Annotated in this window: 15 protein-coding genes; 4 read left to right on the top strand and 11 right to left on the bottom strand. The window is 61.7% G+C overall.

The window, feature by feature from the left end; genetic code table 11:
• Positions 1-84: 84 nt before the first annotated feature.
• The gene (locus tag IH404_RS10370) at positions 85-846 is read right to left on the bottom strand and encodes an SDR family oxidoreductase (RefSeq protein WP_194440372.1); all 762 of its coding nucleotides are present in this window, start codon (positions 844-846) and stop codon (positions 85-87) included.
• 228 nt (positions 847-1,074) lie between these two features.
• Here IH404_RS10370 and IH404_RS10365 point away from each other — a divergent pair, with 228 nt between their 5' ends.
• Positions 1,075-2,082, top strand: a complete 1,008-nt coding sequence (locus IH404_RS10365) for an NADP-dependent oxidoreductase (protein ID WP_194440371.1) — start codon at positions 1,075-1,077, stop codon at positions 2,080-2,082.
• A gap of 325 nt (positions 2,083-2,407) precedes the next feature.
• On the opposite strand, the gene pyrF is transcribed toward IH404_RS10365, so the two are convergent.
• Positions 2,408-3,106, bottom strand: coding sequence for an orotidine-5'-phosphate decarboxylase (gene pyrF / locus IH404_RS10360; RefSeq protein ID WP_122733737.1), 699 nt, complete (start codon positions 3,104-3,106; stop codon positions 2,408-2,410).
• A gap of 259 nt (positions 3,107-3,365) precedes the next feature.
• On the opposite strand from pyrF, the gene IH404_RS10355 reads away from it, so the two are divergent.
• Together IH404_RS10355 and IH404_RS10350 are read left to right on the top strand one after the other, a co-directional pair.
• A complete protein-coding gene (locus IH404_RS10355) occupies positions 3,366-4,130 on the top strand; it encodes a response regulator (protein WP_032877075.1) in 765 nt (254 codons plus the stop codon).
• Entirely contained in the window at positions 4,130-5,164 is a 1,035-nt protein-coding gene (locus IH404_RS10350) for an ATP-binding protein (RefSeq protein ID WP_194440370.1), read from the top strand. Before IH404_RS10355 ends, IH404_RS10350 begins: the two co-directional genes overlap by 1 nt.
• A gap of 463 nt (positions 5,165-5,627) precedes the next feature.
• On the opposite strand, the gene IH404_RS10345 is transcribed toward IH404_RS10350, so the two are convergent.
• The 9 genes from IH404_RS10345 to IH404_RS10305 form a co-directional block, all read right to left on the bottom strand.
• Positions 5,628-6,692: an AI-2E family transporter gene (locus IH404_RS10345; protein WP_005786630.1), complete on the bottom strand. Its 1,065-nt coding sequence runs from the start codon at positions 6,690-6,692 to the stop codon at positions 5,628-5,630.
• A gap of 72 nt (positions 6,693-6,764) precedes the next feature.
• Entirely contained in the window at positions 6,765-7,583 is an 819-nt protein-coding gene (locus IH404_RS10340) for a DUF4892 domain-containing protein (protein WP_122733909.1), read from the bottom strand.
• Positions 7,584-7,685: 102 nt separating this feature from the next.
• Positions 7,686-8,540, bottom strand: coding sequence for an alpha/beta hydrolase (locus tag IH404_RS10335; RefSeq protein ID WP_122733908.1), 855 nt, complete (start codon positions 8,538-8,540; stop codon positions 7,686-7,688).
• Positions 8,537-9,340, bottom strand: coding sequence for an alpha/beta hydrolase (locus tag IH404_RS10330; protein ID WP_122733907.1), 804 nt, complete (start codon positions 9,338-9,340; stop codon positions 8,537-8,539). The genes IH404_RS10335 and IH404_RS10330 overlap by 4 nt, the downstream gene beginning before the upstream one ends.
• Positions 9,341-9,437: 97 nt before the next feature.
• Positions 9,438-9,881, bottom strand: coding sequence for a hotdog fold thioesterase (locus tag IH404_RS10325; RefSeq protein WP_194440369.1), 444 nt, complete (start codon positions 9,879-9,881; stop codon positions 9,438-9,440).
• Positions 9,882-9,911: 30 nt separating this feature from the next.
• Positions 9,912-11,561 carry an AMP-binding protein gene (locus IH404_RS10320; protein WP_122733905.1) on the bottom strand — a complete coding sequence of 550 codons (1,650 nt, stop codon included), beginning with the start codon at positions 11,559-11,561 and terminating at the stop codon, positions 9,912-9,914.
• 496 nt (positions 11,562-12,057) lie between these two features.
• Positions 12,058-12,513 carry a phosphohistidine phosphatase SixA gene (sixA, locus tag IH404_RS10315; protein ID WP_122733765.1) on the bottom strand — a complete coding sequence of 152 codons (456 nt, stop codon included), beginning with the start codon at positions 12,511-12,513 and terminating at the stop codon, positions 12,058-12,060.
• Complete coding sequence (locus IH404_RS10310) at positions 12,510-12,857, bottom strand: DUF4389 domain-containing protein (RefSeq protein WP_122733764.1); 348 nt, start codon at positions 12,855-12,857, stop codon at positions 12,510-12,512. The genes sixA and IH404_RS10310 overlap by 4 nt, the downstream gene beginning before the upstream one ends.
• A 10-nt stretch (positions 12,858-12,867) precedes the next feature.
• Positions 12,868-13,893, bottom strand: a complete 1,026-nt coding sequence (locus tag IH404_RS10305; RefSeq protein ID WP_122733763.1) for an NAD(P)H-dependent glycerol-3-phosphate dehydrogenase — start codon at positions 13,891-13,893, stop codon at positions 12,868-12,870.
• Between the two features lie 195 nt (positions 13,894-14,088).
• Here IH404_RS10305 and IH404_RS10300 point away from each other — a divergent pair, with 195 nt between their 5' ends.
• Positions 14,089-16,212, top strand: coding sequence for a TonB-dependent receptor (locus tag IH404_RS10300; protein WP_347340291.1), 2,124 nt, complete (start codon positions 14,089-14,091; stop codon positions 16,210-16,212).

Here is a 16,212-nt window from a genome sequence, read left to right as displayed (position 1 = left end):
CATATTCGGGCACGGCCCACTGCCCGCTATGGAAACGCCCCACAGCACCTCGCCCTGTTTTCGAACGCGGTGCGACTTGCCGTCCTAGATGGCTGTCGCGCCGCCATCCACCGCCAGGGACTGGCCGGTGGTAAAGGCGGCACCATCACTGCACAGGTACAACACGGCGCTGGCAATTTCCTCCACCTTACCGATGCGCCCGACCGGGTGCATGGCCGCCGCGAATTCGGCTTTGCGCGGGTCGGCCTCGTAGGCGCGGCGAAACATGTCGGTATCGATCACGGCAGGGCAGACCGCGTTCACGCGGATCTTCTTTTTCGCATACTCAATGGCTGCCGACTTGGTCAGGCCGATCACTGCGTGTTTGGACGCCGCATAGATGCTCATCTTCGGCGCCGCCCCCAGCCCGGCCACCGAAGCCGTGTTGACGATCGCTCCGCCGCCCTGGGCCAACAACAACGGCAACTGATACTTCATGCACAACCAGACCCCTTTGACGTTAACCCCCATGATGGCATCGAACTCATCCAGGCTGCCGTCGGCCAGCTTGCCTTTCTCGATCTCAATCCCGGCGTTGTTGAAGGCATAGTCCAGTCGTCCATAGATGGCGACCGTCTGCGCCATCAATTGCTGTACGTCCGTTTCGAGCGTGACGTTGCAACGCACAAACACCCCTTCGCCGCCGGCCTGTCGGATCAGCGCGACAGTGCCCTCGCCCCCCGCCACGTCGAGGTCGGCAACGACCACCTTCAAGCCTTCGGCCGCGAACGCCAGCGCAGTGGCGCGACCAATACCCGCGGCGGCGCCGGTTACCAGGGCGACCTGGCCAGAAAATGTCATGCTCATGGGAACTGTCCTATGGAAGTGGTAACGGTGGCGCGAGTCTAGCCAACACAGGGATCAGCGCGTCAGCACTATCAGACGGCGGGTTAGCGCTGCATGAATCGCAGTGATAAGTCTACCGGGATGGTTATCAGCGATGCCTATCGACGGGCATTCGCCTCCCGCAGACAACCTTGCCCTGGCGTCACTGAAGGGCTATCACTGATGATTCATTTCCAAAGAGTCCTTGCCATGACCGCCCAGACCAACCGCCAATTCCTGCTCGCCAAACGCCCGGTCGGTGCGGCCACGCGAGAGACCTTCACCTACCAGGAAGTGCCGGTGGGTACACCGGCCGACGGCCAGGTGCTGGTGCGCAATGAATACCTGTCCCTCGACCCGGCCATGCGTGGCTGGATGAATGAGGGCAAGTCCTACATCCCGCCGGTCGGCATCGGCGAAGTGATGCGGGCGCTGGGGGTAGGCAAGGTGATTGCCTCGAACCATCCGAACTTCGCGGTGGGGGACTACGTGAATGGCGCCCTGGGCGTGCAGGATTACTTCCTCGGCGAGCCCCGTGGTTTCTATAAGGTCGATCCCAAGCTTGCGCCCCTGCCCCGTTACCTGTCTGCCCTGGGCATGACCGGCATGACGGCATACTTCGCCCTGCTGGAGACCGGTGCGCCGAAAGCCGGTGACACCGTGGTCATTTCCGGCGCCGCGGGTGCCGTGGGCAGCATCGCCGGGCAGATCGCCAAGATCAAAGGCTGCCGCGTGGTGGGGATTGCCGGCGGTGCCGACAAGTGCAAATTCCTGCTGGATGAGCTGGGCTTTGACGCCGCCATCGACTACAAAAGCGAAGACGTACCTGCCGCCCTCAAGCGCGAGTGCCCCAAGGGCGTGGACGTCTATTTCGATAACGTCGGCGGCGATATTCTCGACGCTGTGCTCAGCCGCCTGGCACTCAAAGCCCGCGTGGTGATTTGCGGCGCGATCAGCCAATACAACAACAAGGAAGCCGTCAAAGGCCCGGCCAACTACTTGTCGTTGCTGGTCAACCGTGCGCGCATGGAAGGGTTTGTGGTGATGGACCACGCGGCAAACTTCGCGGCGGCCGGGCAGGAAATGGCCGGCTGGATGGCCCAGGGCAAACTCAAGAGCAAGGAGGATATTGTCGAAGGATTGGAGACATTCCCGGAAACGCTGATGAAGCTGTTCAACGGCGAGAACTTCGGGAAGTTGATACTGAAAGTCAGCTGACACACGGCAGATCTAAATGTGGGAGGGGGCTTGCCCTAGGCTTTTTTAGGAGCGAGCTTGCTCGCGAAAAACTCACAGGCACCGCGTTCATTCAGACAACACGCGTTATCGTCGACGTTTTTCGCGAGCAAGCTCGCTCCTACAGAGGGCGATGTACGCTTGACTGACTGGCATTAGGGCTTGCCCACGATGACCATGCTGACTCGCTGCTTGCTCTTGCTCTGCTTTTGATCTTAGGCGCCCCGTTAAACCACGCTGGCCGGAATTCGACAGGGATTTGGGGGGTAAGCCCCCTCACTCATTTTTTACCGTGTTCCCCTGAGTATCAGGCGATTTCGGCAACCACCGCGGCCAACGCTTTGGCCGGATCCGCCGACTGGCTGATCGGACGGCCGATCACCAGGTAGTCCGAACCGGCATCCAGGGCCTGGCGCGGGGTCAGGATACGGCGTTGGTCATCCTGCGCGCTGCCCGCCGGGCGAATACCCGGCGTCACCAGTTGCAACGACGGGTGGGCGTTTTTCAGGGCCTGGGCTTCCAGGGCCGAGCACACCAGGCCATCGAGGCCGGCTTTCTGCGCCAGAGCCGCCAGGCGCAATACCTGCGTCTGAGGCTCGATATCCAGGCCAATACCGGCCAGGTCTTCGCGTTCCATGCTGGTCAGCACGGTCACGCCGATCAGCAGCGGTTTGGGGCCGCTGCGCTGTTCCAGCACTTCGCGGCACGCGCTCATCATGCGCAAGCCGCCGGAGCAGTGCACATTGACCATCCACACGCCCATTTCGGCGGCAGCCTTCACAGCCATTGCCGTGGTGTTGGGGATGTCATGGAATTTCAGGTCCAGGAACACTTCGAAGCCTTTGTCCCGCAGGGTGCCGACGATTTCCGCCGCGCAACTGGTGAACAGTTCCTTGCCGACCTTGACCCGGCATAGCGTGGGGTCCAACTGGTCAGCCAGCTTCAGTGCGGCGTCACGGGTGGGGTAATCCAGGGCGACGATGATAGGAGTCTGGCAGACGGACATTGGAATGGGCTCTCAGGCAAGTCGAAATCGGCGCGGATTGTAGCGCAAGCAGCGCCGTTGCGGGATCCGATGATCGGTAAATACTGATCAAGTGCCCGATACACGCGATTTCGAGTACTTGTTTCAAAGTCGATACATTCACGACACGCCCTCAACACGCCGCCCGGCTAGCCTCGCGCACACTATCGCCCGCCCAGCATTTCCAGCCACGGCGCTGGGCGCCTATGCTGACAGCACTACTCAGGCAGATGATCGCACTATGCAGACCCCTTCCGTCCCCGTAAACGAAGAGCCTAAAGGCACGACGATCGCCGAAGACAAGCGCTGGACCACCCGTGCACTGATCGTCGACGACGACGTGCCGATCCGCGAACTGCTGATCGACTACCTGGCGCGCTTCAATATCCTGGCCTCGGGCGTCACCGACGGCACCGCCATGCGCCAAGCCATGCAAGCCGAAACCTTCGATGTGGTGGTACTGGACCTGATGCTGCCGGGCGAGGACGGGTTGTCGCTGTGCCGCTGGCTGCGTGCCGAGTCGGACATTCCGATCCTGATGCTCACCGCCCGCTGCGAACCCACCGACCGCATCATCGGCCTGGAACTGGGCGCTGATGACTATATGTCCAAACCGTTCGAGCCCCGGGAGCTGGTGGCCCGTATCCAGACCATCCTGCGCCGGGTGCGCGATGACCGCACCGAGCAACGGGCCAACATCCGCTTCGACACCTGGCGCCTCAACAGCGTGCTGCGCCAGTTGGTGGCCGATGACGGCCTGGTGGTGCCGCTGTCCAACGCCGAGTTTCGCTTGCTGTGGGTGTTCATCGAACGCCCGCGCCGCGTATTGAGCCGCGAGCAACTGCTGGATGCGGCCCGTGGTCGCTCCATCGAAGCCTTTGATCGCAGCATCGACTTGCTGGTATCACGCCTGCGCCAGAAACTGGGAGATGACCCCAAGGCCCCGCAGTTGATCAAGACCGTACGCGGCGAAGGCTACCTGTTCGACGCCCGGGATATCGGTTGATGCGCGCCACCTTCAATACGCTGTTCGGGCGACTGTTCGGCCTATTGCTGGTGGCCATTGTGCTGGCCCACGTGCTGGCGCTCTTCTGGTTCCACCACTACGGCCGGCCACCGCCTCCGCCTCCCCAGGCGTTCGTCGAACAACCGGACGGCACCCTCAAACCGCTGCGCAAGGAACCTCGCCCTTGGTTTGGTGGCCCGCTGGTACCGCTGACGTTTCAATTTATCTCGTTGATTATTGCCGCCTGGTACGGCGCCAAGCTGCTGAGCCGGCCGATCCAGCGCCTGAGTGCCGCAGCCGAGCGCTTGAGCGTCGACCTCGACAGCCCGCCGCTGGTGGAATCCGGCCCGCGCGAGGCAAGGCAAGCGGCCTCGACCTTCAACCTGATGCAAAAGCGCATCCGCGAACAAGTCAGCCAGCGGGCACGTATGCTCGGTGCGGTCTCTCACGACCTGCGCACCCCGTTATCACGCCTCAAACTGCGCCTGGAACAGATCGAAGACACCAAGCTGCAAGGCCAGATGCGTCAGGACCTGAACGACATGATCGATATGCTCGACGCCACCCTGAGCTACCTGCACGAACAACGCACCAGCGAAACGCGGCATTGGCTCGACGTGCAGGCACTGGTGGAGTCCCTCAGCGAGAACGCCCAGGACCAGGGCTGCGACGTGCAATTCTCAGGCACCTGCGCGCCCTTGCAAGTGCAGCCCATGGCGCTGCGCTCATGCCTCAACAACCTGATCGACAACGCGCTGCGCTATGCCGGCATGGCCCGGGTAGAACTGGCCGACAGCCGTGGCGCACTGGTGATCAGAGTGATCGATAAAGGCCCGGGAATCGCCGCCGATAAACGCGAGGCGGTGTTCGAACCGTTCTTTCGGCTGGAGGGATCGCGCAACCGCAATTCCGGAGGGGTCGGTTTGGGGATGACCATTGCCAGAGAGGCCGTCGAGCGGCTTGGCGGGCACTTGAGCCTGGAGGACACGCCGGGTGGTGGGTTGACTGCCGTGATGTGGTTGCCGAGGGGCTGAGGCTTCTCCCTTCTATACAAATGTGCAGCTTGCCGCACCCACGGTAACCACGATGCGAAGCGAGCCGCTCTTGATCTTGATCTTGATCTGCTTTTGATCTTGGGCGCCCCGTCAAACCACGCTGGCCGGAATTCGACAGGGATTTGGGGGGTAAACCGGCAGGGATGCCGGTTTAGCCGCCCCGCGCCATGGATGGCGCGTGGCGGCGGCCCCCCAAATCCATGGCGGATTACGGGCACACCGAGCCTAAGCGAGGTGCCGAGTGGTGGGGCAAGAGCCTTTGGTTACTTTGGGCTCTTTTCCAAAGTGACCCGCTGTAAAAGCGGAACCAATATCAGCCGTTACCCAAATAACGGATATGTACTCGGTCTGATCCAACATCCTGGTCAGCCCTGAGGCCGCCATCGGGAGCAAGCCCCCTCCCACAGGTACAACGTCGCATCACATCCTGATGCCTAGCCCCTCAATTACACGGCTTGTCGTCACGACGCACCTGCGCCTGGGTAGCGCTCCAATCCGTCAACAAGCTGTACGCCACCGCCAGCAGCGTCGGCCCGATAAACAGCCCGATAAAGCCAAAGGCGATCAACCCCCCAAACACCCCCAGCAGCACAATCACCAACGGCAGGTTACCGCCACGACTGATCAGATAAGGCTTGAGCACGTTGTCCACACCGCTGATCACAAACGTCCCCCACACCCCCAGGAACACCGCATACGTGTAGTCCCCCTTCCACGCCAGCCACGCCGTGGCCGGAATCCACACCAGCGGTGGGCCCATGGGGATCAGGCTGAGCAGGAAGGTAACAATACCCAGCACCAGCGCACCCGGCACGCCGGCGATCAGAAAGCCGATCAGCGCCAGCAAGGCCTGGGCCGCCGCAGTGCCGATCACACCATTGACCACCCGCTGCACCGTACCGGCCACCAGCTCGATGTAATAGCCGGCACGTTCACCGATCAGCCGCTCCAGCAGACGGTGCACAAACATCGCCAGGCGCGGCCCATCACGGTAGAAAAAGAACACGAAGACCAGGCTCAGGGTCAGCTCAAGAATACCGCCGCCAATTTGCGCACTGCGTGCCAGCAACCAGTTGCCGACCTGGCCGAGGTACGGCTTGATGCTGACCATCAACGCCGCGCCTTGTTGGTCAATGCTGTCCCACATCGCCACCAGACGCTCGCCGACGAACGGGATCGAGCCCAACCAGGTCGGCGCCTCGGGCAAGCCGTCGACCTGAATGTCTTTGATCAGCGCCACCGCATCGCGCACATGGTCGGCCAGGTTGAACCCCAGCCACACCAGCGGCACCGCCACCAGCAGCATCCAGCCCAAGGTCAGGATGCCAGCAGCCAGGGACTCCCGTCCGCCCAGCCAGCGAGTGAGCAAACGCATCAGCGGCCAACTGGCAAACGCCAGCACCGCGCCCCAGAACAGCGCCGACCAGAACGGCGCCATGACCCAGAAGCTGGCGCCAAACAGCACCAACAGCAGGATTTGCACCAGCAGGCGATCGTTATTGAGCATCGGGTATCTCGAGAATATGGCTGTAGGAAGAGAGCTTAGGCGAACGGCACGGGTCCGTTCGCCTTGTAACGGTCAGCGTATCAGATGCAGGTGCAAACCCTTAGCGTCACCGCTGCCGGTTTCCAGGCGCGCGGCGCGTACACCCTTGTCGACCAGGGCCTGGCGCCAGGCCTCGGCTTTCGGGCCGGTCAGGCTCACGCGCAACGTGGTATCAAGGTTCAATCCACGGGAAATCAAGGTCAGCCAGGTGTCATCAGGCTCGGCGGCCAATGCAGGGAGATCCAGCTCGCCCGTGCTTTTGAGTTCTCGCAGCAGGGTGGCCGAGGTGGGCAGCAGATCGCCCAAGGGCGCGCTGGCATCGAGTTGCTCCACATGCAGGTAGGCGCGTCGGTTGCCGCGAGTAATGCCGTACAGCGCGACCAGCGAGTTGTTCTGCGCAGCGGCCAGGCGCAGCAGCAGGTATTCCTGCTGGCCGTCGGCCCCCACCAGCTTGGCGTTGCCGAACACTTCATTGGCCCACAGGCTGCTCTCGCCGCAATCGCGGGCCTGGCACCAGAACAACAGCTGCGCGCCCTTGGCCTGCAAAGCTTCGCGCGTTGCAGTAAAGGCGGCGCTGGAGCTGTGCTCCGCGGGCAATTCATAGGTGATTGCAGTGGCCTGGCCGCGCGCGGTGGCCTGGCCTTCGTAACGCAACTGGCCGCTGATCTTGCGAATCGCGCCCATGGGGTAGATGCGTTCCTTCTCTTCAGCGGGGCGATAGTCGACAATTTGCGCGTCAACCTGGCGGGACACGGCAGGTAAATCCTGGCTGCCGGGTATATCGGCGGCAAACACCAGGGGGCTGAAACAGCAAAGGCCAAGGGCACGGATACATCCTTTACCCAGGCTCATCGGATCGATAGGCCCTGGCCAATGGAGGTCACAGCGATGTTGAGTGTGTTCATGGTTGACTCCCTTTCAATCCGCCCAGCCTCGGCAGTTGACCCCGCCAAGTCAAGGCGTGGAGAAGAACCGATTGAAACAGTCTGCAACAAGAGCGGCGCCGGACTCATCATTCAGGTGCAAATGATGGCCACCGGGCAGCGTAGTAACGCTGAAGGGTAGCTGAGAAAGCAATTCGGCATGTTTCGCCAACATGCCGTCAGCCGCCACCACCAACTGCGCCGGGCAACTGACGCGACGCACAAAAGCCATGGCCTGTTCATCGGTCAAACGCATCGGCGATGCCAGGGTCAGGCGACTGTCGCTGCGCCAGGTATAACCGCCCGGTACCGGCATCAAACCGCGCTGGGCCAGCAGTTGCGCCGCTTCACGACTGACTGCCACCACACCCTTCATTCTCGCTTCAACCGCTTTTTCGAGGGTGTTGTAGACCGGCTTGCGCTTGTCCTGCAGGTTCAGTTGCGCCTGCAAGGCCATGCCCAGACGTTCGGCTGCATTCTCGCCGCTGGCGGTCGGCGGGATCACACCGTCGATCAAACCCAGGTGCGTCACTCGCTCCGGCAACGCCCCGGCCAACACCAGCGAGACGATGGCGCCCAGGGAGTGGCCAAGTAATGCAAAACGTTTCAACCCCAATTGTTCGGCCACCTGCAGCACGTCGTAGACGTAATCCCACAAGGCATAACCCGCGCCTGCCGGGCGATGGGCCGAATGCCCGTGCCCGGCCATATCCAGAGCAATAATGCGCAACCCGTGCAGCTTCGGCGCAAGGCGCGCAAAACTGTTGGCGTTGTCCAGCCAACCATGCAGGGCGATCACCGGCAGGCCATCCTCGGGCCCGAACAGGTGCGCGGCCAATTCGATATGCGCCAGGCTCAGGCGAACTTCTTCGACCGGCGTACTCATGCGCAACTGCGCTCGCGGGCTTGCCAGCGGGCGAACAGGTTCTTGATCAAGGCAGCCGTGTCCTGGGGGCGTTCGAGGGGGAACATATGACCGCCCGGCATAGTGAGCATTTCGCCCATGGGCAAGCGGCCGACGCCGCTGGCATGGTGACGCATGACCACTCGGCTCTGGCGACCGCGCACCACGGCCAGTGGCACTTTCAACTGGCGTACCTGGCCCGGGCTGGTGTGCGGCACGCCGCGATAGATGCTGATTTCGGTGGCCGGGTCGAAGCGCAGGCGCAGGCGGTCGCCGACTTGCTGCAAGCCATGCTGCAAATACGCGTCGAAGCACTCGGGGTCGAAGCCACGAAACAGGGTTTTGCCGGCGAAGTAGCTGCGCGCGGTGTCCAGATCGGTGAATTCTTCACGCCGGCCAAGGGTACGCCCGGCCGGTGTCAGTCGATCGATAAAACCAAAGCGCTTGGCGGCGCGGATCACCCAGCGGTCGGCACGGGTGAGCACCGGCGAATCCAGCATCACCACGCCACGGTACAACTGCGGACAACGCATGGCCGCGTGCAAATGCAGCACGCCACCGAGGGAATGGCCGACGCCCCACACGGGTTCCGGCTGTTGCTCAAGGTGGTGGATCAACTCGTCCACCAGGTTCTGCCAGTTATCATCCACCGGGAACCTGGGGTCGTGACCGTGCTGCGGCAGATGCGCCACCGTATATTCCGGGGCCAGCGCGGCAAACAGCTTGCCGTAGGTGGCCGAAGGGAAGCCATTGGCGTGGGTAAAAAACACGTGCTGCGACATACAGGTTCCATCGATAAAAACAGAGGTTGATTGTCACCATGCCGGCCGCCTGCAGCAATGACTGTAACTGCCAGGAATGATGACACTCACGCCACGCCTATCGCGCCGGCGGGTTTTCGCCCAGCGGCACCACGGCCATGGTCAGGCGCGAGACGCAACTGGCCTTGCCATCATCGCTGCTCAGGCGGATATCCCATACCTGTGTGGTGCGCCCGATATGAATGGCCCTGGCCACCGCCGTCACCCGCCCGCTGCGCACGCCACGCAGGTGGTTGGCATTGACCTCAAGGCCCACGCAATAAAACTTGCTGGCATCGATGCACAGGTAAGCAGCCATGGAGCCGACGCTCTCGGCCAGCACCACCGAGGCGCCACCGTGCAGCAGGCCGTAGGGCTGATGGGTGCGGTGATCCACCACCATGCTGGCAGTGAGGGAGTGCTCGTCGAAGCTTTCGAAACGAATATCGAGCAACTCACCGATGGTGTTTTTCTGGATCGCGTTGAGTTGTTCGATATTCGGTTGGGTGCGCCACAGGCTCATAGGGTTGTCCTTGTTGGTTTTATTACGATCCTAATCCTGCCACAGAACGGTTTCAGCGCGCTCGCTCCAAGTGTGCAAATGTGGCCCGTACGTCGACTCGATCACGTTGCGCTTGATCTTCAAGGTCGGCGTGAGAAAGCCGTTTTCCACCGCCCAGTTGTCTTTCACCACCACCAATTGGCGCAAGCGCTCATGTTTATCCAACCCGGCGTTGACCTGTGCCAGCCAGTGGTCAAGGTGGGTTCCAAGCGTTTGGCGGTCTTGGCCGTGTGCCGACAACACGCATAGCCCGATCGGTGCGCCAAGCCCCTCGCCGACTACACACACCTGTTCGATGCGTGCATGTTCGGCCAGACGATTTTCAATCGGCGCCGGGGCCACGTATTTGCCTTTGCTGGTCTTGAAAATCTCCTTGAGGCGCCCGGTCAAGCGCAGACGGCCGTCTGCGTCCTGCTCACCCTTGTCGCCGGTCCGCAGGAAGCCATCTTCGGTAAGGGTCTCAGCGGTTTTTTGCGGGTCCTTGAAGTAGCCCAGCATGGTCGCGCCGCTGCGTACCTGCACTTCGCCTGATGGGTCGATGCGCACTTCTACGCCAGGGCATGGCAGGCCGATCCAACCCAGCGTCTGTGCGCCGGGGCGGCACACATGGGAATAGCCGCAGTTTTCGCTCATGCCGTACACCTCCAGCACGTCCAGGCCCAGGCGCTGATACCAACCCAGCAACGCCTCGGGCACGGGTGCCGCACCGGACAGGGCAATACGCAGTGCATCCAGCCCCAGTCCCGCGAGCACTTTATGACCGACTCGCTTGCCGATAAAAGGCAGGCGTAACAGGGTGTCGAGGCGTTTTTCCGGGACCTTGGCGTAGACACCCAACTGGAATTTGGTCCAGATACGTGGCACGCCAAACAAGGCCGTCGGCCGTGCCCTGCGCAAATCCTGCAGGAAAGTATCCAGGCTTTGCGCAAAAAATACGGTTTGCCCGGTGTAGATCGCCGCCATTTCCACAAACATGCGTTCGGCGACATGGCACAGCGGCAGGTAGGACAGCAACCGATCGCCCTCCCCCAGGCCGAACAACTCGGTGCCGCGGGTGGCAGCGAAGCCCAGTGCCCCGAACGTTTGCATCACACCCTTCGGCAAGCCGGTCGTCCCGGAGGTATAAACGATGGTGGCCAGTGTCGAGCCAAGGGGTTCGGGGTGGTCCTGGATCGGTGAGCAGGCTTGCAGGTCCGCCCAGCTGAAATCGAACGTCCCCACCGGGCACAGCGGCAGGCTAATGGTTGGCACACCCGCTGGCATACCCGGCGCCATTGCCGGCCAGTCATCCAGCTTGCCGATCAACGCCAACACCGCCTCGGAGTGGGTCAGCACATGGGCGACAGAATCAGCGGTGAGGTTGGGATAAAGCGGCACCGAAACGTGCCCGGCCATCCAGATCGCCAGGTCGGCGATGATCCAGTGTGCGCAGTTTTTCGAGATCAGGGCGATGTGCGAACCCTGGGGCAAGTCTCGCGCACGCAACCAATGGGCAGCGCACCGGGCCTGGTGGCCGACGTCGCCCCAGGTGAGGGTCTGCACCTCGCCACCGTCAATGGGCTGCACCAGAAAAACCTTACGCGGGTGCCGCGCTTCACGCTCGAAGAAGACCTGCAACGGCAAACGAAAAGCGACAGGCATGGGACGCGCTCCTTTGTGATCCGAGATACAGCCAACCAAGCACTTGCTTGGCTGACTGTATAGCACACACAAAGCCAACGGCCTTCTGGCGAAGTACACGAGCCCCCCCGTAACCACGATGCGAAGCGAGCCGCTCTTGATCTTGATCTGCTCTTGATCTCAGGCGCCCCGTTAAACCACGCTGGCCGGAATTCGACAGGGATTTGGGGGGTAAACCGGCAGGGATGCCGGTTTAGCCGCCCTGCGCCATGGATGGCGCGTGGCGGCGGCCCCCCAAATCCATGGCGGATTACGGGCACACCGAGCCTGAGCGAGGTGCCGAGTGGTGGGGCAAGAGCGTTTGGGTTACTTTTGCGCTTTTCAAAAGTGACACGCTGTAAAAGCGGAACCAATATCAGCCGTTACCGCAGGAATGGATATGTACTCGGTATAGCTGTGTCGGCTGGCAGGCCGTCACGGGAGCAAGCTCCCTTACCACAGGCCCAGCGTCGCCCCCTTATGCCCAGGGATTCGTCACCCCCACCAGACTCATCAAACCCGCCAGCGGAAAATCCCCCTCAAGCTCCGCCAGACTGGCCGTATACATCGGCTGTGGCTGACGCTGATGCCCATGCTGCAAAAAGCTGATCAAACTGCCCACCAAAGGCTGATGGCTGACCAGCAACACGTCGTCATCAGTATCAAGTTCACTCAGCACCTGCTGAACGTCACCATCGGGCGTCAACCACGGCACCGTGCGCACATCCGGTTCGAAACCCAACGCCTCGCGCACCAATTGAGCCGTCTGCTGCGCCCGCACATAAGGGCTGGCGATGATGGCACTGAGCGGCTGCCCGATCAGGTGCGCAGCGCTGCGCAATACTTCGTCACGGCCATGCTCGGTAAGATTGCGTTCAGCATCCGTGCGGGCGTGCGCCTGGGCCTCCCCGTGGCGCAAAACCCACAACTTCATAGCTTTGGCTCTTCATCACGCACCGGGTGCGGTGCTGGCGGCACGCTGTGGGCGGCTTCGCCTTCGGGTACACGCGGGGTTGGCCAATCGGCAAACGGCCAAGGCTTTTGTTCGGTGTGGAAGCTACCGAAGCGGCCGATCTGCGCCAGGAACTGGCTGAGACTGTCGCCAAAATTCATCAGGCCCAGGTTCGGCGCACCGTAGACAAGCCGGTAAATCAATTGCACCACCACCAACGCGCCGAGCAGCAATTGCGCCACCTGCCACACCAGCGCAAACGCCAGCATCCACAGGATGCGCAAGGCAATCGACTCATATTTGGGGGCTGCTTTCGGATCGTTCATGGCGCGTTCCTCAGTTAAAACCACTGGTAGAAATAAAGTCGACATCGGTCTTTGGCTCGGCCCGCATCAACAACTCGATGACCTGCTCCAAGGTGCGCCCTTCGAACAGGATCGCGTGCAAACCGGCGACCAGCGGCATATACACCCCCACTTCCTGGGCCTTGGCCTTCAATACCTTGAGGGTGTTGACCCCTTCGGCCACTTCACCCAGACGCGTCACAGCGTCTTCCAGGCTCAGCCCTTGGCCCAGGGCAAAACCTACCTGATAGTTGCGGCTTTTGGGCGATGAGCAGGTGACGATCAAGTCGCCCACGCCCGCAAGGCCCAGGAACGTCATCGGGTTGGCGCCCTGGTTCACCGCAAAGCGGGTCATCTCCGCCAGCGCACGGGTGATCAGCATACTCTTGGTGTTTTCACCCATGCCCAAGGCGACGGCCATGCCGGCAATGATCGCGTAGACGTTTTTCAGCGCCCCGCCCAACTCGACACCAAAGCGATCGGCGCTGGCGTAGACCCTGAAGGTGCGGCCATGCAGCACGGCCTGTACCTGCTCACACAAGGCGTCGTCTTCACTGGCAACCACCGTGGCGGTCAAGGCGTGTTCGGCCACCTCCCGCGCCAGGTTCGGCCCGGACAGCACGCCAATGCGGGCCAGAGGGGCAATCTCGGTGAGGATTTCACTCATCAGTTTGAAGGTGTGGGCCTCAATGCCTTTGGTCAGGCTGACCAGCAACTTGCCTGCCAGGCGCTCGGCGTGCGGCGCCAGCACTGAGCGCAACGCACTGGAGGGCAGCGCGACAAAGCACAGGTCGCACGCAGTGAGCGTTTCCAGCAGGTCGGTAACCGGTTCGACAGCGGGATGAATCTTGATGCCTTTAAGGTAACGGGGGTTTTCCCGATGCACGCGAATGGCTTCAGCCTGTTCGGGGTCGCGCATCCACTGACGCACGGCGTGGCCGTTCTCGGCCAGCAGGTTAGCCACGGCGGTGCCAAAACTTCCGCCTCCCAGGACCGCAATAGGGCGCTGTTGAGTCATATGCAATCCGTTAATCCATACCAATGGCGATGGCGGCATTATACGGAGCGCCCGGCTTGCGGCCAGCCCCCGTATCAATTCGCGCACTTGTCGGAAAATGCCACGTTTGTACGAAGTAATTGCAAGTCCGACGACTGGCAAATAGCCCCACCTCAGTTAACATGGGCGGCTATCCGTCATTAACAAGGCCGTGCCGTGTACCTGGGCCCTCCTCCTCGCTCATCTCTATGGTTGATGCTGTTGTGCAGCGTACCTGCACTGGCTGACGATCTGTTTCTGGACAGCCAGCCGCTGCCGCAGGTGTTGACCGCCACGCGCCTCAAGCAATCGGCCGCCGCCGTGCCCGGCAGCATGACGGTGATCGACAGTGAGCTGATCAAGGCCAGCGGCGCCCGGGACATCGCCGAACTGCTGCGCCTGGTGCCCGGGATGATGGTCGGTTACACCACCGGCAACCAGGCGTCGGTCAACTACCACGGCACCAGCGCCAGTGATGCGCGGCGGATGCAGGTGTTGATCGACGGGCGTTCGGTGTACCGCGCCGGCCTGGCCACGGTGGACTGGAGCGATATCCCGGTGGCCATGGAAGATATCGAGCGCATCGAGGTATTTCGCGGCCCCAACACCGTCAGCTATGGCGCCAATGCACTGATGGCGGTGGTCAACATCCTCACCCGTTCCCCCGCCAACAGCCAGGGTTCGCGGGTGAAGGTCACCCGCGGCGAACGGGGGATCAACGACTTCTATGCCAGCCAGGGCGTGGGCTGGGAAACCGGCGATTTGCGCTTATCCCTGTCCGGGCAACAGGACGATGGTTTTGACAGCGACGCGGTCGGCGCCGACCGCCGTGACGGTCGCCGTCTCAACCGTTTCAGCCTGGCGGTGAGCCAGACGCTGAACGCGCAACAAAGTATCGACTGGCAACTCAATGCCAAGGAAGGCACCAATCAGCGCCCTTATACCTACACTCCGGTGTTTGACGGGATCAGCGAAGGCGGCAGCAATTCCGATGTTATCGCCAAGGACTACGCCGGCTCTTTGCGCTGGAATTTCGAGTTTAATCCCGATCACAGTCTGTATATCCAGGGTTCAGCCCAGCAATGGGACCGCCGACAGGTCTGGAAAGCCTGTGATGCCAAGGTCTCGTTCAGCCCGCAGTTGACCCAGTTGTGGCAACTGAACCCCAACTATGCCGAACTGTTGGCGCGGCACATGGACACCTACAGCCAAGGCTCCCCACCCCGGGGAAGCGCCGCCGAGCAGGCATTGGCCAACCAGGTGCTGGATCAATGGAAAAACCACGGCGGCAAGGATACCGTCTGCGGCGATATCGACCAAAGCACCCGCGAAAGCCGCTACGACGTGGAGATCCAGGACACCTTCAGCCTCTCCGACAGCTTGCGTCTGGTCAGCGGCATGAATTATCGCTATGACCGCGCCGACTCGGACACCTACTTCAATGGAACCCTGGACGACACCACCTGGCGCCTGTTCGGGCACCTGGAATGGCGGGCCAGCGAACACTGGCTGCTGCAGGGTGGCGCCATGTACGAAGACAGTCACCTGAGCGGCGACTCACTGACGCCGCGTGTGGCGGTCAATTACCTGATCAACCCCCGTCACGGGTTGCGGGCGGTTTACTCCGAGGCGATCCGCTCGCCGGACATGTTCGAGAACAACGTCAATTGGAGCTACCGCGTCAACAACCTCAGCTCCCCGGCCTACGGACAAAACTCCGGGCAATATTTTGTCGTGACGCGCGGCCCTGGCGACCTCGACAAAGAGTTGATGCGCTCCCGGGAACTGGGCTACAACGGGTTCTTTGCCGACCTGGGGCTGAATGTCGACGTGAAGCTGTTTTATGACGAAATCACCGACATGATCAGCTCACCGCTGCGCAACAACCAATACATCGCCAGCAACGCCAACAGCTCGCGCTTTACCGGTGCCGAATCACAGTTCGACTGGCGCATGAGCAACGCCGACCGCCTGCGCCTGACCTACGCTTACGTCGACGCTACTTCCAGCAACCCGCGGGACAAGGCGCAAACCGCGCGCAACAGCGGCTCGGCCGGTTGGCTGCGCGAGTGGGGCCAGGGGTGGTCCAGCGCCCTGTTCTACTATGGCGACGACGCCCTTAACCAGTACCGCTTCCAACGGGTCGACCTGCGGGTAGCCAAACGCATTGCCGTGGGCAAAACCAATGTGGAGCTGGCCGGCATGTTGCAGCAACGCCTTGATGACCAGCCCACCACCTGGGCCGACAATAATTACGACCATCGTCACGTTCTCTACTTCAGCGCCGAGCTGGACTTCTGA

The organism is Pseudomonas sp. OST1909, from assembly GCF_015277575.1.
GTDB classification, from domain to species: Bacteria; Pseudomonadota; Gammaproteobacteria; order Pseudomonadales; family Pseudomonadaceae; genus Aquipseudomonas; species Aquipseudomonas synxantha_A.
This window is presented reverse-complemented; position numbering and strand designations above follow the sequence as displayed.